The organism is Cupriavidus sp. 2KB_3 (assembly GCF_052115685.1).
GTDB classification, from domain to species: Bacteria; Pseudomonadota; Gammaproteobacteria; order Burkholderiales; family Burkholderiaceae; genus Cupriavidus; species Cupriavidus campinensis.
The window spans coordinates 66,918-87,181 of the sequence record NZ_JBFRHD010000009.1 but is presented as its reverse complement, the minus strand read 5'-3'; the positions used below and the strand labels follow the sequence as shown (position 1 = coordinate 87,181).

The window sequence follows — 20,264 nt, the reverse complement described above, 5'->3', positions numbered from 1 at the left end:
AGCCTTACTGCAGGGGGATGCCAGCGCGGGAAGCCAGTTGCTTCCAGCGCTGGATTTCCTCCTGCTGGTACTGGCGCATCTCGGCCGGGCTGGACATGATGACCGTCGTGGACTGGCGCTTGTAGTAGTCCTTGAGTTCCTGCGTCTCCGCCGCCTGGTGGAACAGCGTGGCCCAGCGGCGCACCAGCTCGGGCGGCGTCTTGGCCGAAACCGCGGCGGCCACCCAGTTGTAGGCCAGGAATTGCGGAATGCCAGCCTCCTGCGCATTCGGCACATCGGGCAGCAGGTTGCTGCGCTGCGGGGCCGTGTACGCCAGCGCGCGCAGCTTGCCGCTCTTCACCAGCTCGATGGCGCCGCTGGCGTCCACCACCGCGAAGTCCACGGTGCCGGAGAGCGTCACGTTGATCGCATCGCCCGCGCCCTTGTAGTTGATGCCGGTGGAGCGCATGCCGGTCATGTCGTTGAGCCATTCCGAATACAGCGTGTACGACATCGACCCGCTCGCGTAGTTGAGCGCGCCGGGGCGCTTCTTGCCGTCCGCCACGAGGTCCTCGACGCTCTTGTACGGCGAATTCGGCGGCACGATGATCAGGCACGGGCCGCGCGTCAGCAGGCTGATCGGCGCGAAGTCGGTCAGCGGGTCATAGGGCAGCTTGCGGAACGTGGCGGCATTGGTGGAGAGCGTGGAGTTGCTGCCGATGAAGACCGTGTAGCCATCGGCCGGCGCATTGAGCGCCGTCTGCACGCCGATAAAGCCGTTACCGCCCGGCTTGTTCTCCACTGTGACCGGCTGGCCGGTGAGGTCGCCGATCTTCTTGGCGAAGATGCGCGCGCCGGTGTCCGTGCCGCTGCCCGGCGGAAATGGCACGATGAACTTCACGGGCCGGTTGGGGAAGCTGGCGGCATCGCCCTGCGCGAGGGCGGTGAGTGGGGCGAGGGGCGCCAGCCCGATGGCCGCCGCCAGCGTGGCCAGCGTGTGCAGGGTACGGCGCCGGGTGTGCTGCCGGGTGTGGCGGGTGTGCCGGGTGTGCCGGGTGGGGCGCGGGGTCGGGCGGTCCAGTTCCAGCGGGTATGTCATGGTGGTCTCCTCCGCAACGGTGATCCGTCGTCGTTTGATGGAGGAAGAGCCTACTGGCTTGCACGGCACGGAGGCAAGGCTCGGCGGGGCATATCCGTTATGCGCGAGCCGGTATGCGCCGCGCGGGCATGGCTCCCGGGTGCGGGAAAACCATGCCCCGGGCGCCCGCGCACGCATTTCGGCGCGCAAGTATTTCGGCGCGCGAGCATTTCGGATATGCCGTCCGTGCGATAGGTGCGGCGCGTGCGGCTTGCTAATCTCGTCGTCACTTTCGCGGGGCCTCCGGCAGCGCGACACATGATAACGACAGGAGACAGCGTGGACACAGCCGCCAGGATAGTGATCCGCCCAGCCGAGCCCGATGGGCCGCTGGCACCATTGCGGGCCGAGGTGCGGGCATTTCTCGCCCGGGTCATGCCGGACCGGCCGCGCCCGTTGCGCGCCAAGAGCTGGAGCGGCTTCGATGCCGAGTTCAGCCTGGCGCTCGGCGCGCAGGGCTGGATCGGCATGACCTGGCCGCGCGAGTTCGGCGGCCAGGGGCGCTCGATGCTCGAACGCTACGTGGTGCTCGAGGAATTGCTCGCCGCCGGCGCGCCAGTCGGTGGCCACTGGGTGGCCGAGCGCCAGAGCGGACCGCTGCTGATGCGTTACGCCGATCCGGCCGTCGCCGCCGAGATCGTGCCGCGCATCACCCGTGGCGAGGTCTACTTCTGCATTGGGATGAGCGAGCCCGATTCGGGCTCCGATCTCGCCTCGATCCGCACCCGCACCGATCGCGTGGAGGGTGGTTGGGTCATCAACGGCACCAAGCTCTGGACCTCCAACGCGCACCGCTCGCACTACATGATTGCGCTGGTGCGCACTGATCGCGGCGCCGACGACAAGCACAAGGGCCTGTCGCAGTTCCTGGTCGACATGACCACGCCGGGCCTGCAGGTACGGCCGATCCGCAGCCTCTCCGGCGAGGAGGGCTTCAACGAGGTGGTGTTTACCGATGTGTTCGTGCCGGACCGCATGCTGATTGGCAAGGAGGGCGACGGCTGGGCCCAGGTGACGGCGGAGCTGACGTTCGAGCGCAGCGGCCCCGAGCGCTACCTGAGCAGCTACGCGCTGCTGCCCCAGATGCTGGATCACGCCGACGCCGCCGACAGCCGCCAGGCCACGGAGCTGGGCCTGCTGGTAGCGGAGCTGACCACGCTGCGGCAGATGTCGCGCGGCATCGCGGCCATGCTGAATCGCGGGGAGAACCCGCAGGTGGCCGCCGCCAACGTCAAGGATCTTGGCGCGCTGTTCGAACAACGGATTCCCGAAGTGGCGCACCAGCTGTTCGGGGATGCCCTGCAGGGGGGCGGCTCGCCGTTCGCGGCCACGCACCGCTATCTGACACAGGTTGTGCCGTCCTTCTCGCTGCGCGGCGGCACGCGCGAAATCCTGCGCGGCATCATTGCCAAGGGACTGGGGGTCCGATGAACGAACTCGAACGCATGCTGGCGGACAGCGCCAGCCGTCTCTTTGCCGATGCCGTGACGCCGGCCCGGATCGACGCGATGGAACACGGCCTGTGGCCGGCCGAACTGTGGGATCAGGTGGAGGCCAGCGGCCTGACCCGCCTCTTTGTGCCGGAAGCGGACGAGGGCGCGCAGGCCAGCTGGACCGAGGGCCTGCCGGTGCTGCTGGCCGGCGCCAACGCCCCGGCGCCGTTCCTGGACACCGTGGCGGCAGGCTGGGTCCTGAACCAGCTTGGCGTGTCGATGCCGGGCGGCCCGATCGGCCTCGCCGACCTTGCCGTGCCCGTCAGCGCGTGCCTGCATGGCGATGGATGGGCACTCGATGGCCCAGTGGCGGTGCCGTGGGGCCGCTACGTGGGCCATGTGCTGATCCGGGCGATCGACGCCGAGACCAAGGCGCCGCTCTGGCTGCTCGCCGCGACCGGCGCCGCTGCGGTGGAAACCGGCGTGAACCTCGCCAACGAACCGCGCGACCGGCTGACCTTCCCGCGCGTACCGGACAGTGCCGCCGTGCGCGGCGATCCTGCGGGATGGCCGGCGCTACCGCAGGCGCTTGGCGCACTGACGCGGGCCATCGGCATCGCTGGCTTGCTGGAGCGCATCCTGAACCAGACCGTGCAGTACGCGAACGAGCGCACGCAGTTCGGCCGCCCGATTGGCAAGTTCCAGGCGGTGCAGCAGCAACTGGCGATCCTCGCCAACGAGACCGTGGCCGCGCGCATGGCCGTGGCGTCTGCCTGCGCGGCGGTTGACGCCGGGGACTGGACCCAGGCGGCGATGGTCGCCAAGGTGATTTGCGGGCAGTCCGCCGGCCGGGCGGCTGCCATCGCGCATCAGGTACACGGTGCGATCGGCTTCACGCACGAGCATTCGCTGCATCAATCCACGCGGCGCGTGTGGGCCTGGCGTGCCGAGTGCGGCACCGAGGCGTACTGGGCGGCCGAGATCGGACGACGCGCGATTGCGCGCGGCGGCGATGCGCTGTGGGCGGACCTGACCGCCGCCGCGGCCTGAGCGGGGAGACACCATGATCTTGCTGAAGTCGATGCTGGCCGGGCTGGCCGGGGTGGCCGCGATGCTGCTGGCCCACGCGCCGATGGCGCAGGCGGGCGAGCGCGCGCAGGACTTCCCCTCGAAGCCGTTACGGATCATCGTGCCGTTCACGCCCGGCAGCGGTTCGGACGCCTCCGCCCGCTTCTACGGCGAGGCGCTGGCGCGCGAACTGGGCCAGGCGGTGGTGGTGGAGAACCGCCCCGGGGCGAATGGCGTCATCGGCATCCAGGCGCTCAAGAGCGCACCGGCGGACGGCTACACGATCCTGCTGGCCAGCAATTCGCCGATGTCGGTCAATCCCCTGGTCATCAAGCAGTTGCCCTATGACCCCGTCGCCGATCTGCGCCCGGTGGCGGGCCTGAGCCGCAATATGAATGTGTTCGTGGTGCCGCTGACGTCGCCGCTGAAGAGCATGGGCGATCTGGCCGCGGCCGCAAAGAAGCAGGAGCGGCCCTTCAACGTCGGCACGTATTCCGCCGGCTACCAGCTGGCGGCGGTCTGGTTCGGGTCGCTCGCGGGCATCCGCTTTACCAATATCCCCTACAAGGGACAGGCGCAGATCATGGCCGACATCCTCGGCAGTCAGCTCGACCTGGCGCTGGTGGATACCGGCGGCGCGCTGCCGCTGCTGAAGCAGGGCAAGCTGCGCGCGCTTGCGGTGTCCGGCGAGCGCCGGCATCCGGAGCTGCCGGATGTGCCCACGGTGCGCGAGAGCGGCTATCCGGACTACATCCAGTACAGCTGGGTGTCGTTCTACGTGCGTGCGCAGACGCCCGACGATATCGTCGCCCGGCTGGCCACGACGATGCAGGCCATCCTGAAGACGCCGGAGTCCGCCGCCTACGTGGCGCGTTCGGGATCGAGCCTGATGCCCTACGACCCCGACGCCATGCGCAGCTTCCACCAGACCGAGATGGCCCGCTTCCGCCGTGTGGCGCAGGCGGCGGGCATCCGTCCGGAGTAGCCGCGATGGGACGCAGCCGTCATGGACTACCCGGGGCGTCAGCGCGCAAGCGGCGCGGCGGCCTGCGTCAGCAGCGTGCGCAGCACCGATACGAAGGGGTGCGTGTGGACGTTGTTGTGCCAGCACAGGTGGACCGGCACGGTCAGCAGCGGGTCCACCACCGGCGCAAAGCGCACGCCGGGGTGGCGGCACAGCAGCGGGGCGAGGTAGCCGGGCACCATCGCGTACATGGCGGTGCCCGCCACGGCGTCGGCCACAGCCAGATAGCTGGTCAGCGTGCCGACAATGTTGCGGGTGGTGCCGTGGGCGCCGAAGTATCGGTCGATCAGCTTGGTCACGAGGCCGAACTGCGAGACGTCGAGGCAGGGCAGCGGCGTGAGCTCGGCGGGCGTGGGGTGGTCGCCGATCTGGCGATTGCCGGTGGCGCACAGGCAGCCGAACTGGGCGTTGAACAGCAGTTCCGCGCGCAGCGATTCGTGCTCCTCGGCGGGGTGGAAGGCCACCATGACGTCGATGGCACCGCTGGACAGCGCGCTGACGCCGCTCGGCATCGGCACGGGCTGCATGCGCACGCGCGCACGCGGCGCGGTCTGGCGCAGCGCCTCCAGGAAGCCAGGGGCGATCACGGCCTGCAGGGAGTCGTTGATGCCGATGGCGTAGGAGCCGGTTTCCAGCGCCGGATCGTAGTCGGCAGACTGGGTGTAGATTTGATCGATCAGGCGCAGCACGTTTTCGAGCATCGGCTGCAATTCCTGGGCGCGGCGGGTCGGCAGCATCTTCAGCGCGCTCTTGATCAGCAGCGGGTCGCCGATTTCGTCGCGCAGCCGCTCCAGCATGCGGCTGGTGGACGGCTGCGTGCTGTCGAGCCGCTTGGCGGCCTCGCTCACGCTGTTGCCCTCCAGCAGTGCGGCAAGTACCACCAGCAGGTTGAGGTCTTTCTTGCGCAGGTCCGCGAGCGGCAGGCGTCTGCCGCCCGTGGTGTTGCCCGTGGTGTTGCCTGTTGCGTCGCCCGTTGTGTCGCCCGTTGTGTCGCCTGTTGCGTCGCCTGTTGTGTCGCCCCCCGGTCCGGCGAGGCTGTCTCCTTGCTCCATCGATGTCCCTAGGTTTTGTATGTTGAGGCCGGACCTGGCCCCTGGCGGGGCGGGTCCGGTGGACCCCCGCAGTGTATATCGATCCAGACATAACCCACTATTCGTGGCGCCCGATGCGCGCCATCCAACCGAAGGAGTCAGCCCCATGCCTACGCAACGTGCCGTGTCCGAGCTTTCCACCGACATGGTCCAGGTCGCCATGACAGGCCATGTGGCGCAGGTGACGCTGCGTCGCCCGCCGCACAATTACGTGGACGAGCCCTGCATGACGCAGCTCGCCGAAGCCTTCGCCGCGCTCGACGAGACACCCCAGTGCCGCGCCATCGTGCTGGCGGCGGAGGGCAAGGCGTTTTGCGCCGGCGCCAACTTCGGCGCGCAGGAGAGCAGCGTGGCGCGCGACCCCAGCCCGTTCTACCGGCAGGCCATGCGCCTGTTCCGCACGGCCAAGCCGATTGTGGCCGCCGTGCATGGTGCGGCCGTCGGCGCGGGCGTGGGGCTGGCGCTCGTTGCGGATTTCCGCGTGACCAGCCGCGACGCGCGCTTCAGCGTGAACTTCAACCGGCTCGGCTTTCATCCGGGCTTCGGCCTCAGCGTGACGCTGCCGCGCCTGATCGGCGAGCAGCAGGCGGCGCTGCTGTTCTACACGGGCCGGCGCATCGATGGCGCGCGCGCCGTGGAGATCGGCCTGGCCGACGTGCTCGCCGAACCAGGCGACGAACTGGCGCAGGCCCACGCGCTGGCGCAGGAAATCGCCATTTCCGCACCGCTGGCCGTGCGCAGCACCCGCGCCACGCTGCGGCAGGGGCTGGCGGACCGCATTGCCGAGGTCAACCGGCAGGAACTGGCGGCGCAACTGAAGGAGTTCGCCAGCGAGGACTTCCGCGAGGGCGTGGCGGCGATGGCCGAGCGGCGCCTGCCGCAATTCCAGGGGCGCTGAACATGGAGCGGACTGCCAAGAGCGATCGATCGATGCCCAACGCGCCGGCTGCCGCCGGCCCGCTGCATGGGGTACGTGTGCTGGACCTGTCCTCGGTCGTGCTGGGGCCGATGGCGACGCAGCTGCTGGCCGACATGGGCGCCGACGTGATCAAGGTAGAGGCGCCCGAAGGCGACCTCATGCGCGCCAACGGCGTGGTGCATCACGCGGGCATGAGTTCGATCTTCCTCGCGCTGAATCGCAACAAGCGCTCCATCGTGCTCGACCTGAAAAGCCCGGCGGGGCGCGCGGCGCTGGCGCGGCTGATCCCCACGGCGGACGTGCTGATCCACAACATGCGGGTTGGCGCCATCGAGCGACTGGGCCTGGGCTATGCGGCCGTGGCGGCGCTGAAGCCGGACATTGTCTACTGCGCCGCCACCGGCTTTGGCCAGGACGGGCCGCACCGCGACAAGCCGGCGTTCGACGATATCATCCAGGCCGCGTGCGGCTTCGTGGGGGCGGCGTCGGGGGATGGCGCCGCGCCGGACTACATGCCGAGCCTGATCGCGGACAAGACCACGGGCCTCGCCGTGGCGAACGCGGTCTTGGCGGCGCTGTTCCATCGCGAGCGGCATGGCACGGGGCAGTACGTGGAGGTGCCGATGCTGGAGACCATGACCGCCTTCGTGCTGACCGAGCATATGGGCGGCATGACGTTCCCGGCCAATCCGGGCAAGGCTGGCTACGCGCGGCTGCTCGGCGGCGGGCGCAAGCCGGTGCGCACGGCGGACGGCTGGATGAGCCTGCTGCCCTACACCGAGAAGCACTGGCACGCCTTCTTTGCCGAGGTGGGCCGGAACGACCTCGCCAGCCGCTACGACATCGCCAGCCGGCGCGCCCGCAATGCGCATATCCAGGCCCTGTACGGTCATCTGCGCGAACTGGCGCCAGAACGGACCACGGCCCAATGGATGGCGATGTGCGAACGGGTGGATATCCCCGCCACGCCGATCTACGGGCTGGATGAACTGCCCGCGCATCCGCATCTGCGCGAGGTGGGGTTGTTCCAGGAGTCCATGCATCCCGTGGTTGGGCCGATTCGTCAGATCCGCCCCACGGCCAGGTTCTCCGAAACCCCGACCGCTATCCGTCGCCCGGCGCCGGCGCTGGGCGAGCATACGGCCGAGGTGCTGGGGGAGACGGGGATGGACGTCGCCGAGATTACGGCGATGATTGCCGGGAACGCCCGCTAGGCGTCGAGCGTGGGCACCGTGAACTGGAACACGGCGCCGCGCGCTTCGTTCTCGCAGAGCTCCAGGGTGCCGCCATGGGCCTGGATGATGGACCGGCAAATCGTCAGGCCCATGCCCATGCCGCTGGACTTCGTGGTGCAGAAGGGTTCGAACAGGCGCGCCGCGTGCTCGGGCGGCACGCCCGGTCCGGAGTCACGCACCGTGACCACCACGGCGTTATCCGCATCGGCGGCGGTACGGACGGTCAGTTCCCGGGGGCCGTCCTCCACGGTGCTCATCGCTTCCACGGCATTCATGATCAGGTTCAGCAAAGCCTGTTGCAGCTGGACGCGGTCGCCCTTGACCGGTGGCAGATCTTCCGCGAGCTGCATCTGCACTGCCACCCCATGCTGGACGACTTCGCCGCGCGTCAGCGAAATGACCTCGCGAATCGCCTCGTTGATCTGCACCCCCTCCTTTTGCAGCGGGGCGTTCTTGAACAGATCGCGGATGTGGCTCATCATGTCGCTGGCCTGCCGGGCGTCCTTGTTGATCCGCTCGAAGGCGAGGCGCGCTTCCTCCAGATTCGGCGGTTGCGCGCCGAGCCAGCGCAGGCCCGCGCTGGCGTTCATCGCACAGGCGCCGATCGGCTGCTTCAGCTCATGGCTGATGGAGGCCGTGAGCTGCCCCATGGTCGTGACGCGGTTGACGTGCGCCAGCGCGTTCTGGGTTTCCCGGTAGCGGCGCTCGCTCTCGCGCGCTTCGGCTTCGGCGAGCTTACGTTCGGTCAAATCCAGCACGAACGCGACGCCCTGGTTGCTGCCGTCCTCGAACCGGGTCACGCCCATCATCACCGGCACCCGGGTGCCATCCTTGCGGAAGTATTCCTTCTCGAACGGTTGCAGGCGGCCGCTTTGCTTGAGTACCGGCAACCGGTCTCGCAAATCCACCTCGAGCCATTCCGGCGGGGTCATCGCGGTCCAGCGCATGCTGCGTGACCGCAAGTCTTCGCGGTCGTAGCCGACAATGTGCAGGAAGGCGTCATTGGCCTCGACGATGAGCTGGGTGTCCACCTCCCAGAGGAAGATGCCGATGATGTCCGCGTCCACCATGCGCTGGATCTTGGCGCGGCTTTCCGCGAGCTGGCCGCTCAAGGCCATCAGCATGTTCAGGTCGGCCTGCAGGATGTCCCGGCACATTGCCAGTAGCCGGAGAAACTGGTCGCTGTAGGCGTTCTTCTTCCTGTCGAGCACGCAGATCGTGCCGAACACTTCGCCATCGGGCCAGCTGATCGGGAGCCCCATGTAGGAGATCATGCCCAGCTTGATATCCGGGTTGGTATTCCAGTCCTGGTCCGCGATGGCGTCCGGCACCAGCAGCGGCCGGCGGGTCTCCATCACGGTCTCGCAATACAGCCCCGTATCCAGCGGGGCGGTCTCGGCCGCCTCATAAGGATTGCCTGCCGAGTGGCTCGATACCAGCACTTCGATATTGTGCGCCTTTGCCCGCATGATCAGCGCGGACGGCACGCCCATGATCTCGGCGAGCAGGTTGACGATGTCTTGCCATTTGTCGACGGTTTGCGGGGGAACTTCGAGGGCGTGGGGCATGGGTGAGGACAGGGAAGGGCGAATCTCGTGTTCTGCAGCTGGAGCTCGGTTCAGATGGTAGCGCTAAACCCGAATGACTGAGATGACGGACGCGTTACTGGCAGATCTGTGGCGTTTCAGGCATTTTCTGTCGCCTTCGCCACGTGCGCGCGCAAACGTCCCATGCAGGGCTTGTGTTTTACTGACCAGTCAATTATTGTTCAGGCAAACAATGCGCGGTCCGGCCGGATTTTACAGGAGCCCACACTGCGCCACTTTTTTGCGCAATTAACTGACAGGTCAGATAATGTTGGAACAACCGTTGGAACAACCAAGAGAAATGCCGCCCGGGGCGCGCCGTCTGGCCGCACCAGCGCTGTCCGCGCTGCCAGCGCTGTCGGTCCCGGTGACCATGGTGGCCATGGTGATAGCAGCGGTGCTGGCGGGCTGTGCGAACTACGCCGGCATTCGGAGCGACAGCCAGATGGCGCAGCCCGGCCAATACGCCACGGCGCAGAGCCTTCCGGCGGAGCCGGGCCGGTGGCCGGCGGCGGATTGGGCCGACCAGTTCGGCGATGCGCAACTCAAGACGCTGATCGCGGAAGCGCTGCAGGACAGCCCGACGCTCGACAAGGCCCGCGCCCGCGTGGCGGCGGCGGTGGCGTTCAGCGAGACCGCCAACGCCAACACGCTGCCGCAGGTGGGCGCCGGCTATAGCTGGACGCGCCAGCGCCTGACCGAAAGCACCTTCATTCCGCCCGCGTTTGCCGGGACCTGGCAATCGGAAAACAAGGCCTTCCTCGGCGCCAGCTATGAGCTGGACCTGTGGGGCAAGAACCGTGAGGCGCTGCGCTCGGCCGTGTCGACGGTGCACGCCGGCGAGGCCGAAGCCGAGCAGGTGCGACTGACGCTGTCGAGCACCATCGCCCGCAGCTACAACGAGCTGGGGCGGCTCTACGCCTTGCTCGACATTGCGCGCGACGAAGCTGCCCAGCGCACCGAAGTGCTGCGCGTGGCGCGGGGGCGGGTGAAGATGGGGCTCGACACCGAAGTCGAATTGCGCACTGCCGAGGCCAATCTGGCGGCAGCGCAGGTGACGGTCTCCGCGCTGGAAGGCAATATCCAGCGCACGCGCTATCAGCTGGGCGCGCTGCTGGGGCGGGGGCCGGATCGCGGCCTGGCGATTGCGCGTCCCACGCTCGGCGTGGGCGACGAGATCCACCTGCCGGCCAACCTGCCCGCCGACCTCGTCTCCCGCCGCCCGGACATCGTGGCCGCGCGCTGGCGCGTGGAGGCCACCACGCACGACATCAAGGTGGCCAAGGCCGAGTTCTATCCGGATATCAACCTGAGCGTGGCCATCGGCCTCGATGCCTTTGGCTGGGGCCGCTTCCTGCACGCGGCGAGCCGCACGGCATCGGCCGGGCCGGCCATCCACCTGCCGATCTTCGATGGCGGCGCGCTGCGCGCCCAGCTCAAGGGCCGCTATGCCGAGTTCGACTTCGCGGTGGCTAACTACAACGACACGCTGATCCAGGCGCTAACCGACGTGGCCACGCAACTGGCGGACATCCGCGCGGTGGACGCGCAGCTGGTCAACGCCACACGGTCCGACGAGGCCGCGCAGCGCGCGCTCCGGCTGGCGATGGCCCAGTACCAGGGTGGCCTGACCACGCAGCTCACCGTGCTCAACGCCCAGACCACGGCGCTGGCCAGCAGCCAGGTGGTGACCAACCTGCGCATGCAACGCCGCGACCGCCAGATTGCGCTGGCTACCGCGCTTGGCGGCGGGTACACCGAGACCGCCGCGCCCGTCGGGACCGTCGCCCAAGCCCAGGCCCAACCGACAGCGGCAGCCCGCTGATCCGCCCTCCTTTTCCTCGATAACGGACCCCTCTCATGACCTCGACTCCCACCTCCGCCGGCAAGCCGTCCGGCGCCGCGCCGAAGACCCGTAAGCGCCTGCTGGCCCTGCTGGGTTTGGCCACGCTCCTGGCCGCCGCCGGCTATGGCGCCTACTACTACGGCGTGGCCCGCTTCCACGAACACACCGACGATGCCTACGTCAACGGCAACCTCGTGCAGCTGACGCCGCAGGTGAGCGGCACCGTGGTCTCGGTCAATGCCGACGACACGCAGATCGTGCGCGCCGGCGAGCCGGTGGTGACGCTGGACCCGGCCGATACCCGCATCGCGCTGGCCAACGCCGAGGCCGCGCTGGGCCAGACCGTCCGCCAGGTGAGCGCGCTCTATATCAATAACGATGTGCTGGCCGCCACCGTGCGGCAGCGGGAAGCCGACGTGGCGCGCGTGCGTGACGATCTGCGCCGCCGCACCGCGGTTTCCGAATCCGGCGCCGTGGCGGTGGAGGACATCGCCCATGCCCGCGATGCGGTCAAGTCCGCCGACGCCGCGCTGGAGACGGCCCGCCAGCAGCTCGCCTCGAACCATGCCCTGACCGACGGGGCCGCCGTGGCCGACCACCCCAGCGTGCAGGCCGCCGCCGCGCGGGTGCGCGACGCCTACCTCGCCAATGCCCGCAATACGCTGCCGGCGCCGGTCACCGGCTATGTGGCGCGCCGGTCCGTGCAGGTGGGGCAGCGGGTGGCGCCCGGCAATCCGCTGATGGCCATCGTGCCGCTGGACGGCGTCTGGGTGGACGCCAACTTCAAGGAAGTCCAGCTCAAGCACATCCGCATCGGCCAGCCGGTGGCACTGCATGCCGACCTCTACGGCAGCACCGTCACCTACCACGGCAAGGTGGTGGGCTTCTCCGCCGGTACCGGCAGCGCGTTCTCGGCCCTCCCGGCGCAGAACGCCACCGGGAACTGGATCAAGGTGGTGCAGCGCCTGCCGGTACGCATCGCCCTCGACCCGGCCGAACTGCGCGCGCATCCGCTGCAGATCGGGCTCTCCATGCAGGTGGATGTGGAAACCAAGGCACGTGGCGACGCCCTCGACCCCACGCGCAGCGCCGCCGCGCCCGCCCGCACCACGTACAGCACCGACGTGTTCCGGCAATACGGCGCCGAGGCGGACGTGGAGATCGCCCGCATCATCGCGCGGAACCAGGGGCAGGGCGGCGAGCAGAGCGCCGCGCGCAAGCGTGAGCGAGGCGGCGAGCAAACGCGCGCGCGCACCGCGTCTTAACCCTGGCACCACTCCGCCATCACCCCGCCATCACCCCGCCATCACCCCGCCATCACCGCTACCGGAGCCGCATCATGTCTACCGCGACCGCCTTCCAGCCGCCCCCGCCGCTCACCGGCGGCAGGCTGGCGCTGGGCAGCTTTGCCGTGGCGCTTGCCACCTTTATGAACGTGCTGGATTCGTCGATCGCCAACGTGGCGATTCCCACCATCTCCGGCAACCTCGGCGTGTCCGTCCACGAAGGCACGTGGGTCATCACGCTGTTCGCGGCCGCCAATGCCGTGGCCATTCCGCTGACCGGCTGGCTCACGCAGCGCGTGGGGCAGATCCGCCTCTTCGTCGGCTCGCTGCTGTTGTTCGTGCTGGCGTCATGGCTGTGCGGCATCGCCCCGAACCTGACCGCGCTGCTGGCGGCGCGCATCCTGCAGGGCGCGGTGGCCGGCCCGCTGATTCCGCTGTCGCAGGCCATCCTGCTCGGCTCGTTTCCGAAAGAGAAGAGTTCCCAGGCGCTGGCGCTGTGGGCCATGACGGCCACCGTGGGGCCTATCGCCGGCCCGGCGCTGGGCGGATGGATGACTGACAGCTACTCGTGGGCGTGGATCTTCTATATCAACGTGCCGGTGGGGCTGTTCGCCGCCGCGGTGACCTGGGCGGTCTATCGCGACCGCGAATCGCCGGTGCGCAAGCTGCCGATCGACACCGTCGGGCTGGCATCGCTGATTACCTGGGTGGCGGCGCTGCAGATCATGCTCGACAAGGGCAAGGATCTCGATTGGTTTGCCTCGCCGGTGATCATCGCGCTTGGGGTGGTGGCGCTGCTCAGCTTCCTGTTCTTCGTGATCTGGGAGCTGACCGAGCCGGACCCGATCATCGACCTGCGCCTGTTCAAGGGCCGCAATTTCCTGGTGGGCACGGCGGCGATTTCGGTAGGCTTTGCCTTGTTCTTCGCCAATCTCGTGGTGCTGCCCCAGTGGATGCAGCAATACCTGGCGTATCCGGCGGTCAACGCGGGCCTCGTCACGGCGCCGCTGGGCATCTTTGCCGTGCTGCTGGCGCCGGTTGTCGGCAAGCTGCTGCCGAAGGCGGAGCTGCGCGTGCTGGCCACGCTGGCCTTCCTGGGCTTTGCCGCTGTGTTCTTCATGCGCTCGCAGTACACGACCGGCGTGGATACCTTCACGCTGGTGCTGCCCACGCTGCTGCAGGGGATCCCGATGGCGCTGTTCTTCGTGCCGCTGACGGCCATCATCCTCTCCGGCCTGCCGCCGGAGAAAATCCCGGCGGCGGCTGGCCTGTCGAACTTCGTGCGGGTTTTCTTTGGCGCGGCCGGCACGTCGCTGGCCACCACGGTGTGGAACGATCGCGCGGTGCTCCACCACGCCCGGCTCGCGGAGCAGGCCAGCCCGGGCAATCCGCGCTACACCGCCACGCTGGAGTCGATCCAGTCGGCCATGCATCTGTCGCCAGACCAGGCCGTGGCGTTCTTCGAACGGGGCTTGAACGCGCAGGCGATCATGCTCGGGCTCAACGACATCTTCTGTGTCTCGGCGGTGATCTTCGTCGCCATCGTGCCGCTGATCTGGCTGACCCGGCCCACCAAGGGCGGGATGTCGGGCGCCGCTGCGGCAGCCCACTGAGTGTGGCCGCCGGCGCCAGCGGCTCAGGCGTCTTCGGTGAACTTGCGCAGCAGGCGCAGGAACTCGCTGAACTCGTCCCGGGTGAAATGGCGCAGGCGGTGGTTCAGCACGTCCGGGGCGATGTCGGGAATGCGGCTGGCAACGTCCCGGCCCTTGTCGGTCAGGATCAGGTTGACCACGCGGCGGTCTGCCTCGCTCCGTTGCCGCTGCACCATGCCCTTGCTCTCCAGCTTGTCGAGCATGCGCGTCATCAGGCCGGTGTCGATCTCCAGCAGCTTGCTGATCTCCAGCGGCGTGCTCGCCGCGCCTTGCGTGAGCGACAGCAGGATGCCCATCTGCTGGCCGGTGATGTCCAGCGGCCGCAGCGCCGCGTCGACTTCCATCAGCAGCCCGTTGCGGGCCTTGTTCAGGTGGAAGCCAACGCTCTGCGTCAGCTGGAAGTTCTCGCGGTTGTAGTGTTTCACGGCGCCTCGGGAAAGCCAGGAGCCGTCAATGTATCTGATGCGTCAGTCAATGGGAAGGGCGGGCCAGAGTCAGCGCGCGGGGCGCTCAGCGAATCACCTTCTGGGTCAGGCTCACGACGATAGCCAGCACGGCCACGACGGCGAGCGCGCGGAAGTGGTCGAGATTGGCCAGCAGGGCGGATTGCTGCGCCAGCACCTGGGCGATCTGCGCCGTGGCGAGTTCGGCGGCGCGCGCCGGATCGGACGACGCGGCAATCGCCGCCGTGAAGCGTGCGTGGGCGTCCTGGAACTGCGGGCTGCCCGGGTAGATGGTGTCATGCAGCGTGCTGTAGTGCCACGTGGTCAGCCATTGCTGGCCGACCGTGGCGATGGTCACCCCCAGCGCCTGGCCGATCTGCCCCAGCATGTTCTTGGTCTGCTGCGCGTTGGAGAACACGGACTCGTCGTGCGCCACGCCGCTGAAGGTCTGCATGGCCGTGACCGGCATCAGAATCATGATGAAGACCCCGTACAGCGCGAGTGCGGGCAGCACGTCGCCCCACAGGTCGGGCGCGGGCGGCATCCGGCTCATCATCCAGGCCGAGACGGCCAGCGCCAGGAAGCCGGTGACGAAGTACTTGCGCGGACTGGGCCAGCGCGGCAGCAGGCGCGAGACGGTCAGCCAGGTCAGGACGCCTGCCGACAGCCCCATCGCATAGAACTGTCCGGTGGTGGACCAGGCATGCCCCAGCGAACGCTGCAGGGCGATGGGCAGCAGGTAGCCATTCGCGCCCAGCGTGATGTAGCAGAACGTGAACAGCGCCAGTCCGCTCAGGTAGCGCGGTTCAACCAGATTGCGCAGCTTCAGCAGCGGGCGATCACTGCGGGACTCCGTCCAGATGAAGCCGAGCAGGGCGGCGCTGCCCGCGACGGCGCCAATCACCAGCCAGAGCCGGTCGGCGTAGAAATCGTAGTAGGAACGCTGCAGCACATACAGGATCAGGAAGCTGCCCACGGCCAGCGCCGCGAGGCGCACCGGATGGGCATCCGAGCGTTGCGCGGGCGGCGCCGTGGCCTCGGGCAGGACGCTGGTTGCCGGCAGCAGTGCCAGCGCGCACCCGGCCACCACCCAGAAGATCAGCGGCCAGCGGTCTGCACTGACGATGGCGGAGGCCAGCCAGGGTGCCAGCGCCATGCCGCAGCACACGCCGGACGCCAACGCCTTGATGCCGAAGAACCGGGCCGGGCCGGGCGGGATCAGGTTCACCGTCAGGCGCGATGAGGTCACCATGCCGGCACAGCCGAGTGCCATGACCATGCGGGCGACCAGGAAGGATTCGTAGCTGTCGACATGGGCGCACAGGAGCGCCCCCAGCGCCGCCGCCCCGAGCGACCCCTGGAGATAGCGCCGCCAACCCACGCGCTCCACGATCCAGCGTTGCAGCGCGATCACCACCACGGCCACGCTGGCGTAGGCCGCCGCAACGGTGCTGTACTGGTCCGGGCTCGCGCCAATCTCGCCCATGATCGGCGCGGCGGAGAAGGCCACCATGCCGTTCTGGAGGAAGTCGATGGTGGTCAGCGCGCCTATCGTCAACAGCAGGCGGCGGGGCGGCGCGGCAGTCGTGGCGGAAGTCGTGGCGGGGAGCGTGGCGGCGGTCATGGCGTGCCTAGGAGTTCTCTTCGACGATGCGGCGCACGGCCTCGTCGGCGTGCGCCAGCTCGTCCGCGAACACCGTGGTGCGGTAGTTCTGGCCCGGTGCGTCGATCGCCACCAGCCGCTTGCCGTCCCGCGCGCGCGTATCGACGGCCACCTTCATCGACAGGCCGATCTGCAGCGGGTGGGCCGTCACTTCCGCCGGGTCCAGCGCGATGCGCACCGGCACGCGCTGTACCACCTTGATCCAGTTGCCGGTGGCGTTCTGCGCCGGCAGCAGCGCAAACGCACTGCCGGTGCCGGCGTCCTGCCCGATGACCCGGCCGTGGTACACGACCTGCCGGCCGTACAGGTCGGTAGTGAGCGTCACCGGCTGGCCGAGGCGGATATCGCGCAACTGCGACTCCTTCAGGTTGGCCGTGACCCACAGGTGATCCAGCGGCACCACGGACATCATCGGCACGCCCGGGCTGACGCGCTGCCCCACCTGCACGGAGCGCTTGGTCACCACGCCCCCCACCGGCGCCGCGATGCGCGTGCGCGAGAGGGCGATGCTGGCATTGCGCACCTGCGCGGCCGCGGCCAGCACATCCGGGTGAGAGGCCACGGAAGTCCGCTCGACCAGCGCCTGGTTGCGTTTGAGCTGCTCGCTGGCCATCGTCAGCGCGGCCTGCGCGGCGCGTACGGCATGCCGCGCGTGGATCAGTTCTTCACCCGAGATCGCCCCGCTTGCGACCAGCGCCGTGCGCCGCGTCATGTTTTCCTGCTCCCGCGCCAGATCTACCGTGCGTATCTCCACATTGGCGCGATCCTGGCCGACCGCGGCAAACTGCCCGCGCACCTGCCGCACCGTGCGGGCCAGCTGGGCCTGCGCCGCCGCCAGCGCCAGCTGGGCATCCACGCCATTGAGTTCGACCAGCGTCACGCCCGTGGTGACCAGATCCGTGTTGTCGGCGAGGATCGCGGTGACCACCCCGCCCACCTGTGGGGTCACCTGCACCACGTTGCCTTCGACATAGGCGTCTTCGGTCGAGACCTGGTCCCGGCCATATTGCAGCCAGTAGCCGGCCGCGGCGGCGAGCAGGAGGGCGAGCAACGCGCTGCCGGCGATGCGCCAGCGCCGGGCCGGGCGGACCTCGGCCGGCTTTGCAGGGTCTTGCGCGGGAGTGGGTTGGCTGGCGGGATTCAAGATGCGCTCCGGGTGGCCGCACCGGCGTGCTGGGCCGGAGGGGGCGGGGAGGCCGGGGCTGTCGCGGTGTCATACCCGCCGCCAAGCGCGCGGATCAGTTCGAGGTGCAACGTACGCTCCTGGGTTTCAATGTCGATCAGCAACTGCTTCTGCTGCAGGACCTGGCCCTCGGCGGACAGCACCTGCAGATAGTTGCCAACGCCGCTGCGATAACGCGACACGGCCATGTCATAGGCCTCCTGCGTCAGTTGCAGCGCCTGCTGCTGCTCGCTGCCGCGCTCGGCCAGCCAGCGTAGGGACACCAGCTGGTTGACCACATCGTGCAGCGCAGTGACCAGCGTGGCGTTGTATTGCTCCGCGGCAGCGTCGTATTCGGCCTGCCGGACGCCGAGGTTGGCGCGCAGCCGGCCCCCGTCGAAGATCGGCAGCGAGAGCGCCGGGCCAATGCCAAGGGTGCGGCTGCCCGCGGTCAGGAAGTCGGACAGGCTCAGGCTCTGCAGGCCGGCAAAGGCGTTCAGGCTGATGTTCGGATAGAACTCGGCCTTGGCGGCGCGGATGTCGTGGCTCGCCGCTTCCACGCGCCAGCGCTGCGCCACCACGTCCGGCCGGCGGCCGATCAGTTCGGCCGGCAGGGTGGCCGGCACCGCCGCCGCGTAGCGGTCGCGCAGTTGTGGGGGGCGGACCTCGGCGCCGGCATCCGGACCCTTGCCCGCCAGCGCCGCGAGCTGGTTCTGGGTCAGCGCGATGATCTCGTTGATGGCGGCAAGGCGCTCGCGCGTGGCGGGCAGGGCCGCCTCGGCCTGCTTCATGTCGAAGGCCGAGTCGAGCTGCGCATCCACGCGCCGGCGCGTCAGGTCCAGCGTGTTCTGGCGCTGGCGGTAGGTCTGCTCGGTCAGCGCGCGCTGGGCGTAGGCGGCGTCGAGCCGCAGGTAGGTGCGCACGACGGACGTGGTCAGTATCAGTTCCGCCGCGTGGTAATCGACCTCGGCGGCGCGCACGCGGTCCAGCGCGGCGTCGAACGCGGCCTGGTTCTTGCCCCAGAAGTCGAGTTCGTAGCCGAGGCCAAGCTGCACGTCACTGGACCACTTCCAGCTGCCTGCGAGCGGGCGTGGCACGAGACCGTTCTCGCTGAAGCGCTGGCGCGTGGTCCGGGCGCTCAGGTTGACCTGCGGATACAAGGCGGATTCGGCACCGCCGGCGAGCGCATCGGCCTGGCGCACCCGCGCGGCGGCGATACGCAGCGTGGGCTGCCCGGCCAGCGCCGCTTCGACCAGCGCAGTGAGCTGCGGATCGCCAAAGCCTTCCCACCAGGCACGGTCCGGCCAGGCGGCCGGCGACAGGGCCGCGCCCGCAAGCGATGCGGTGGCGGCCAGGCGGTTGGGATCATCGACCGTGGCCTGCGTCTTGAGCCCCGTCATGCTGGCGCAGCCCGGCAGGAGCGCCGCCGCGCCCAGTACGCCAAGGCATACCCAGGCCGGCACGGTACGCGTCTTTGGCTTCGCCATCACCTTTCTCCGCAACCTTCGCCCGGACGACATGGCCGGGGCTGAACATCGGCTCCGACGACAGGCCGGTTGCCTCCTGGCAATGTAGGGGGCCGTGGCACGTGGCGGTAGTGCCCTGGCGGCGCGCACGGTGTTGCCGGAGAGGCACCAATCAGGCCGGTGGTTTGGATGTTCAATACGTACCAGCAACAAGCACACGGTTGTCCACCCCCGATTCTCAATCCAGCAGCCAAACAAGGATCTTCGCCATGTCTTCCGATCAGCCTCTCCCGCAGCGCGTGTCACGTCGTAACCTGCTGCTCGGCAGCGCCGCCGCGGCCTCCGCGATGGTGGCCACCAGCCTTCCGGGCGGCGCCGAAGCCGCACAGGCCGCCAAGGGGGCCAGCGCCTCGTCACATGGCAAGCCGCACACGGGCAGCTACATCACCGCCCGCGACGGCACGCAGCTCTACTACAAGGACTGGGGATCGGGTCGGCCCGTGGTGTTCAGTCATGGCTGGCCGTTGAGCTCCGATAGCTGGGAGTCGCAGATGCTGCTCGTGGCCAGCTCGGGCTTTCGCGCCGTGGCGCATGACCGCCGTGGTCATGGCCGCTCCAGCCAGCCGTGGCAGGGCAATGACATGGACCACTATGCCGATGACCTCGCCACGGTGATCGAAACCCTCGACCTGCGGGACGCCATCCTGGTGGGCTTCTCCACCGGCGGCGGCGAAGTGGCGCGCTATCTCGGCCGCCACGGCACGCGGCGCGTGTCCAAGGTCGTACTGGTCTCGGCCGTGCCGCCGTTGATGGTCAAGACGCCGGCCAATCCGACCGGCCTGCCGCTGGAGGTCTTCGACGGCCTGCGCGCGGCCCAGCTTGCCAACCGCTCGCAGTTCTACCGCGACGTGCCGTCCGGCCCGTTCTACGGCTTCAACCGACCGGGCGCCAAGCCGTCACAGGGGCTGATCGACGCCTGGTGGGCGCAAGGGATGCAGGGCGGACACAAGAACACCCTGGACTCGATCAAGGCCTTCTCGGAAACCGATTTCACCGAAGACCTCAAGAAGATCGACGTGCCCACGCTGATCATCCACGGTGACGACGACCAGATCGTGCCGATCGACACCGCCGGCCGCGCCTCGGCGAAGCTGGTCAAGAACTCCCGGCTGATCGTCTATCCGGGCGCGCCGCACGGGCTGACCGACACCCACAAGGAAAAATTCAACGCCGACCTGCTGGCATTCATCGGCAGCTGACCCGCGCAATTGCA

At 68.6% G+C, this 20,264-nt stretch carries 16 protein-coding genes; 9 read left to right on the top strand and 7 right to left on the bottom strand.

Features of this window, described 5'->3' with window-relative positions:
* Window positions 1–4: 4 nt before the first annotated feature.
* Window positions 5–1,078, bottom strand: coding sequence for a Bug family tripartite tricarboxylate transporter substrate binding protein (locus tag AB4120_RS11830; RefSeq protein ID WP_149138905.1), 1,074 nt, complete (start codon window positions 1,076–1,078; stop codon window positions 5–7).
* A gap of 297 nt (window positions 1,079–1,375) precedes the next feature.
* Here AB4120_RS11830 and AB4120_RS11825 point away from each other — a divergent pair, with 297 nt between their 5' ends.
* From AB4120_RS11825 to AB4120_RS11815, 3 genes are read left to right on the top strand one after another with little or no spacing between them, the layout of a single operon-like run.
* A complete protein-coding gene (locus AB4120_RS11825; protein WP_392388528.1) occupies window positions 1,376–2,548 on the top strand; it encodes an acyl-CoA dehydrogenase family protein in 1,173 nt (390 codons plus the stop codon).
* On the top strand, window positions 2,545–3,600 hold the full coding sequence (locus AB4120_RS11820; protein ID WP_149138907.1) for an acyl-CoA dehydrogenase family protein: 1,056 nt from the start codon (window positions 2,545–2,547) through the stop codon (window positions 3,598–3,600). The genes AB4120_RS11825 and AB4120_RS11820 overlap by 4 nt, the downstream gene beginning before the upstream one ends.
* Before the next feature lie 13 nt (window positions 3,601–3,613).
* Window positions 3,614–4,603, top strand: a complete 990-nt coding sequence (locus AB4120_RS11815; RefSeq protein ID WP_149138908.1) for a Bug family tripartite tricarboxylate transporter substrate binding protein — start codon at window positions 3,614–3,616, stop codon at window positions 4,601–4,603.
* A gap of 38 nt (window positions 4,604–4,641) precedes the next feature.
* Here the strand turns inward: AB4120_RS11815 and AB4120_RS11810 are convergent, their stop codons facing one another.
* On the bottom strand, window positions 4,642–5,694 hold the full coding sequence (locus AB4120_RS11810) for a LysR family transcriptional regulator (RefSeq protein WP_149138909.1): 1,053 nt from the start codon (window positions 5,692–5,694) through the stop codon (window positions 4,642–4,644).
* A 145-nt stretch (window positions 5,695–5,839) separates the two neighbouring features.
* On the opposite strand from AB4120_RS11810, the gene AB4120_RS11805 reads away from it, so the two are divergent.
* Both AB4120_RS11805 and AB4120_RS11800 read left to right on the top strand, forming a co-directional pair.
* Window positions 5,840–6,631: an enoyl-CoA hydratase/isomerase family protein gene (locus AB4120_RS11805; protein WP_149138910.1), complete on the top strand. Its 792-nt coding sequence runs from the start codon at window positions 5,840–5,842 to the stop codon at window positions 6,629–6,631.
* Window positions 6,632–6,633: 2 nt separating this feature from the next.
* Window positions 6,634–7,866 carry a CaiB/BaiF CoA transferase family protein gene (locus AB4120_RS11800; RefSeq protein ID WP_262389767.1) on the top strand — a complete coding sequence of 411 codons (1,233 nt, stop codon included), beginning with the start codon at window positions 6,634–6,636 and terminating at the stop codon, window positions 7,864–7,866.
* Here AB4120_RS11800 and AB4120_RS11795 read toward each other — a convergent pair.
* Window positions 7,863–9,455, bottom strand: a complete 1,593-nt coding sequence (locus AB4120_RS11795) for an ATP-binding protein (RefSeq protein WP_149138911.1) — start codon at window positions 9,453–9,455, stop codon at window positions 7,863–7,865. The two genes, AB4120_RS11800 and AB4120_RS11795, sit on opposite strands and share 4 nt — an antisense overlap.
* A 391-nt stretch (window positions 9,456–9,846) precedes the next feature.
* On the opposite strand from AB4120_RS11795, the gene AB4120_RS11790 reads away from it, so the two are divergent.
* Genes AB4120_RS11790 through AB4120_RS11780 form a run of 3 tightly spaced genes read left to right on the top strand, consistent with a single transcriptional unit; the run spans window position 9,847 to window position 14,218 of the window.
* Window positions 9,847–11,298: an efflux transporter outer membrane subunit gene (locus AB4120_RS11790; RefSeq protein ID WP_262389921.1), complete on the top strand. Its 1,452-nt coding sequence runs from the start codon at window positions 9,847–9,849 to the stop codon at window positions 11,296–11,298.
* A 35-nt stretch (window positions 11,299–11,333) separates the two neighbouring features.
* Window positions 11,334–12,584 (top strand): HlyD family secretion protein, encoded by a 1,251-nt coding sequence (locus tag AB4120_RS11785; protein ID WP_149138912.1) that lies wholly within the window; start codon window positions 11,334–11,336, stop codon window positions 12,582–12,584.
* Between the two features lie 2 nt (window positions 12,585–12,586).
* Window positions 12,587–14,218, top strand: coding sequence for a DHA2 family efflux MFS transporter permease subunit (locus tag AB4120_RS11780; RefSeq protein ID WP_441642307.1), 1,632 nt, complete (start codon window positions 12,587–12,589; stop codon window positions 14,216–14,218).
* A gap of 23 nt (window positions 14,219–14,241) precedes the next feature.
* Here the strand turns inward: AB4120_RS11780 and AB4120_RS11775 are convergent, their stop codons facing one another.
* The 4 genes from AB4120_RS11775 to AB4120_RS11760 all read right to left on the bottom strand — a co-directional run bounded on the left by AB4120_RS11775 (window position 14,242) and on the right by AB4120_RS11760 (window position 19,012).
* Entirely contained in the window at window positions 14,242–14,682 is a 441-nt protein-coding gene (locus AB4120_RS11775) for a MarR family winged helix-turn-helix transcriptional regulator (protein WP_144198481.1), read from the bottom strand.
* 85 nt (window positions 14,683–14,767) lie between these two features.
* Window positions 14,768–16,324 carry an MFS transporter gene (locus AB4120_RS11770; RefSeq protein WP_441642277.1) on the bottom strand — a complete coding sequence of 519 codons (1,557 nt, stop codon included), beginning with the start codon at window positions 16,322–16,324 and terminating at the stop codon, window positions 14,768–14,770.
* 7 nt (window positions 16,325–16,331) lie between these two features.
* Entirely contained in the window at window positions 16,332–17,507 is a 1,176-nt protein-coding gene (locus AB4120_RS11765; protein WP_441642276.1) for an HlyD family secretion protein, read from the bottom strand.
* The gene (locus AB4120_RS11760) at window positions 17,504–19,012 is read right to left on the bottom strand and encodes an efflux transporter outer membrane subunit (protein WP_441642275.1); all 1,509 of its coding nucleotides are present in this window, start codon (window positions 19,010–19,012) and stop codon (window positions 17,504–17,506) included. Before AB4120_RS11760 ends, AB4120_RS11765 begins: the two co-directional genes overlap by 4 nt.
* Before the next feature lie 248 nt (window positions 19,013–19,260).
* Here AB4120_RS11760 and AB4120_RS11755 point away from each other — a divergent pair, with 248 nt between their 5' ends.
* Complete coding sequence (locus AB4120_RS11755) at window positions 19,261–20,250, top strand: alpha/beta fold hydrolase (RefSeq protein ID WP_149138914.1); 990 nt, start codon at window positions 19,261–19,263, stop codon at window positions 20,248–20,250.
* Window positions 20,251–20,264 lie beyond the last annotated feature (14 nt).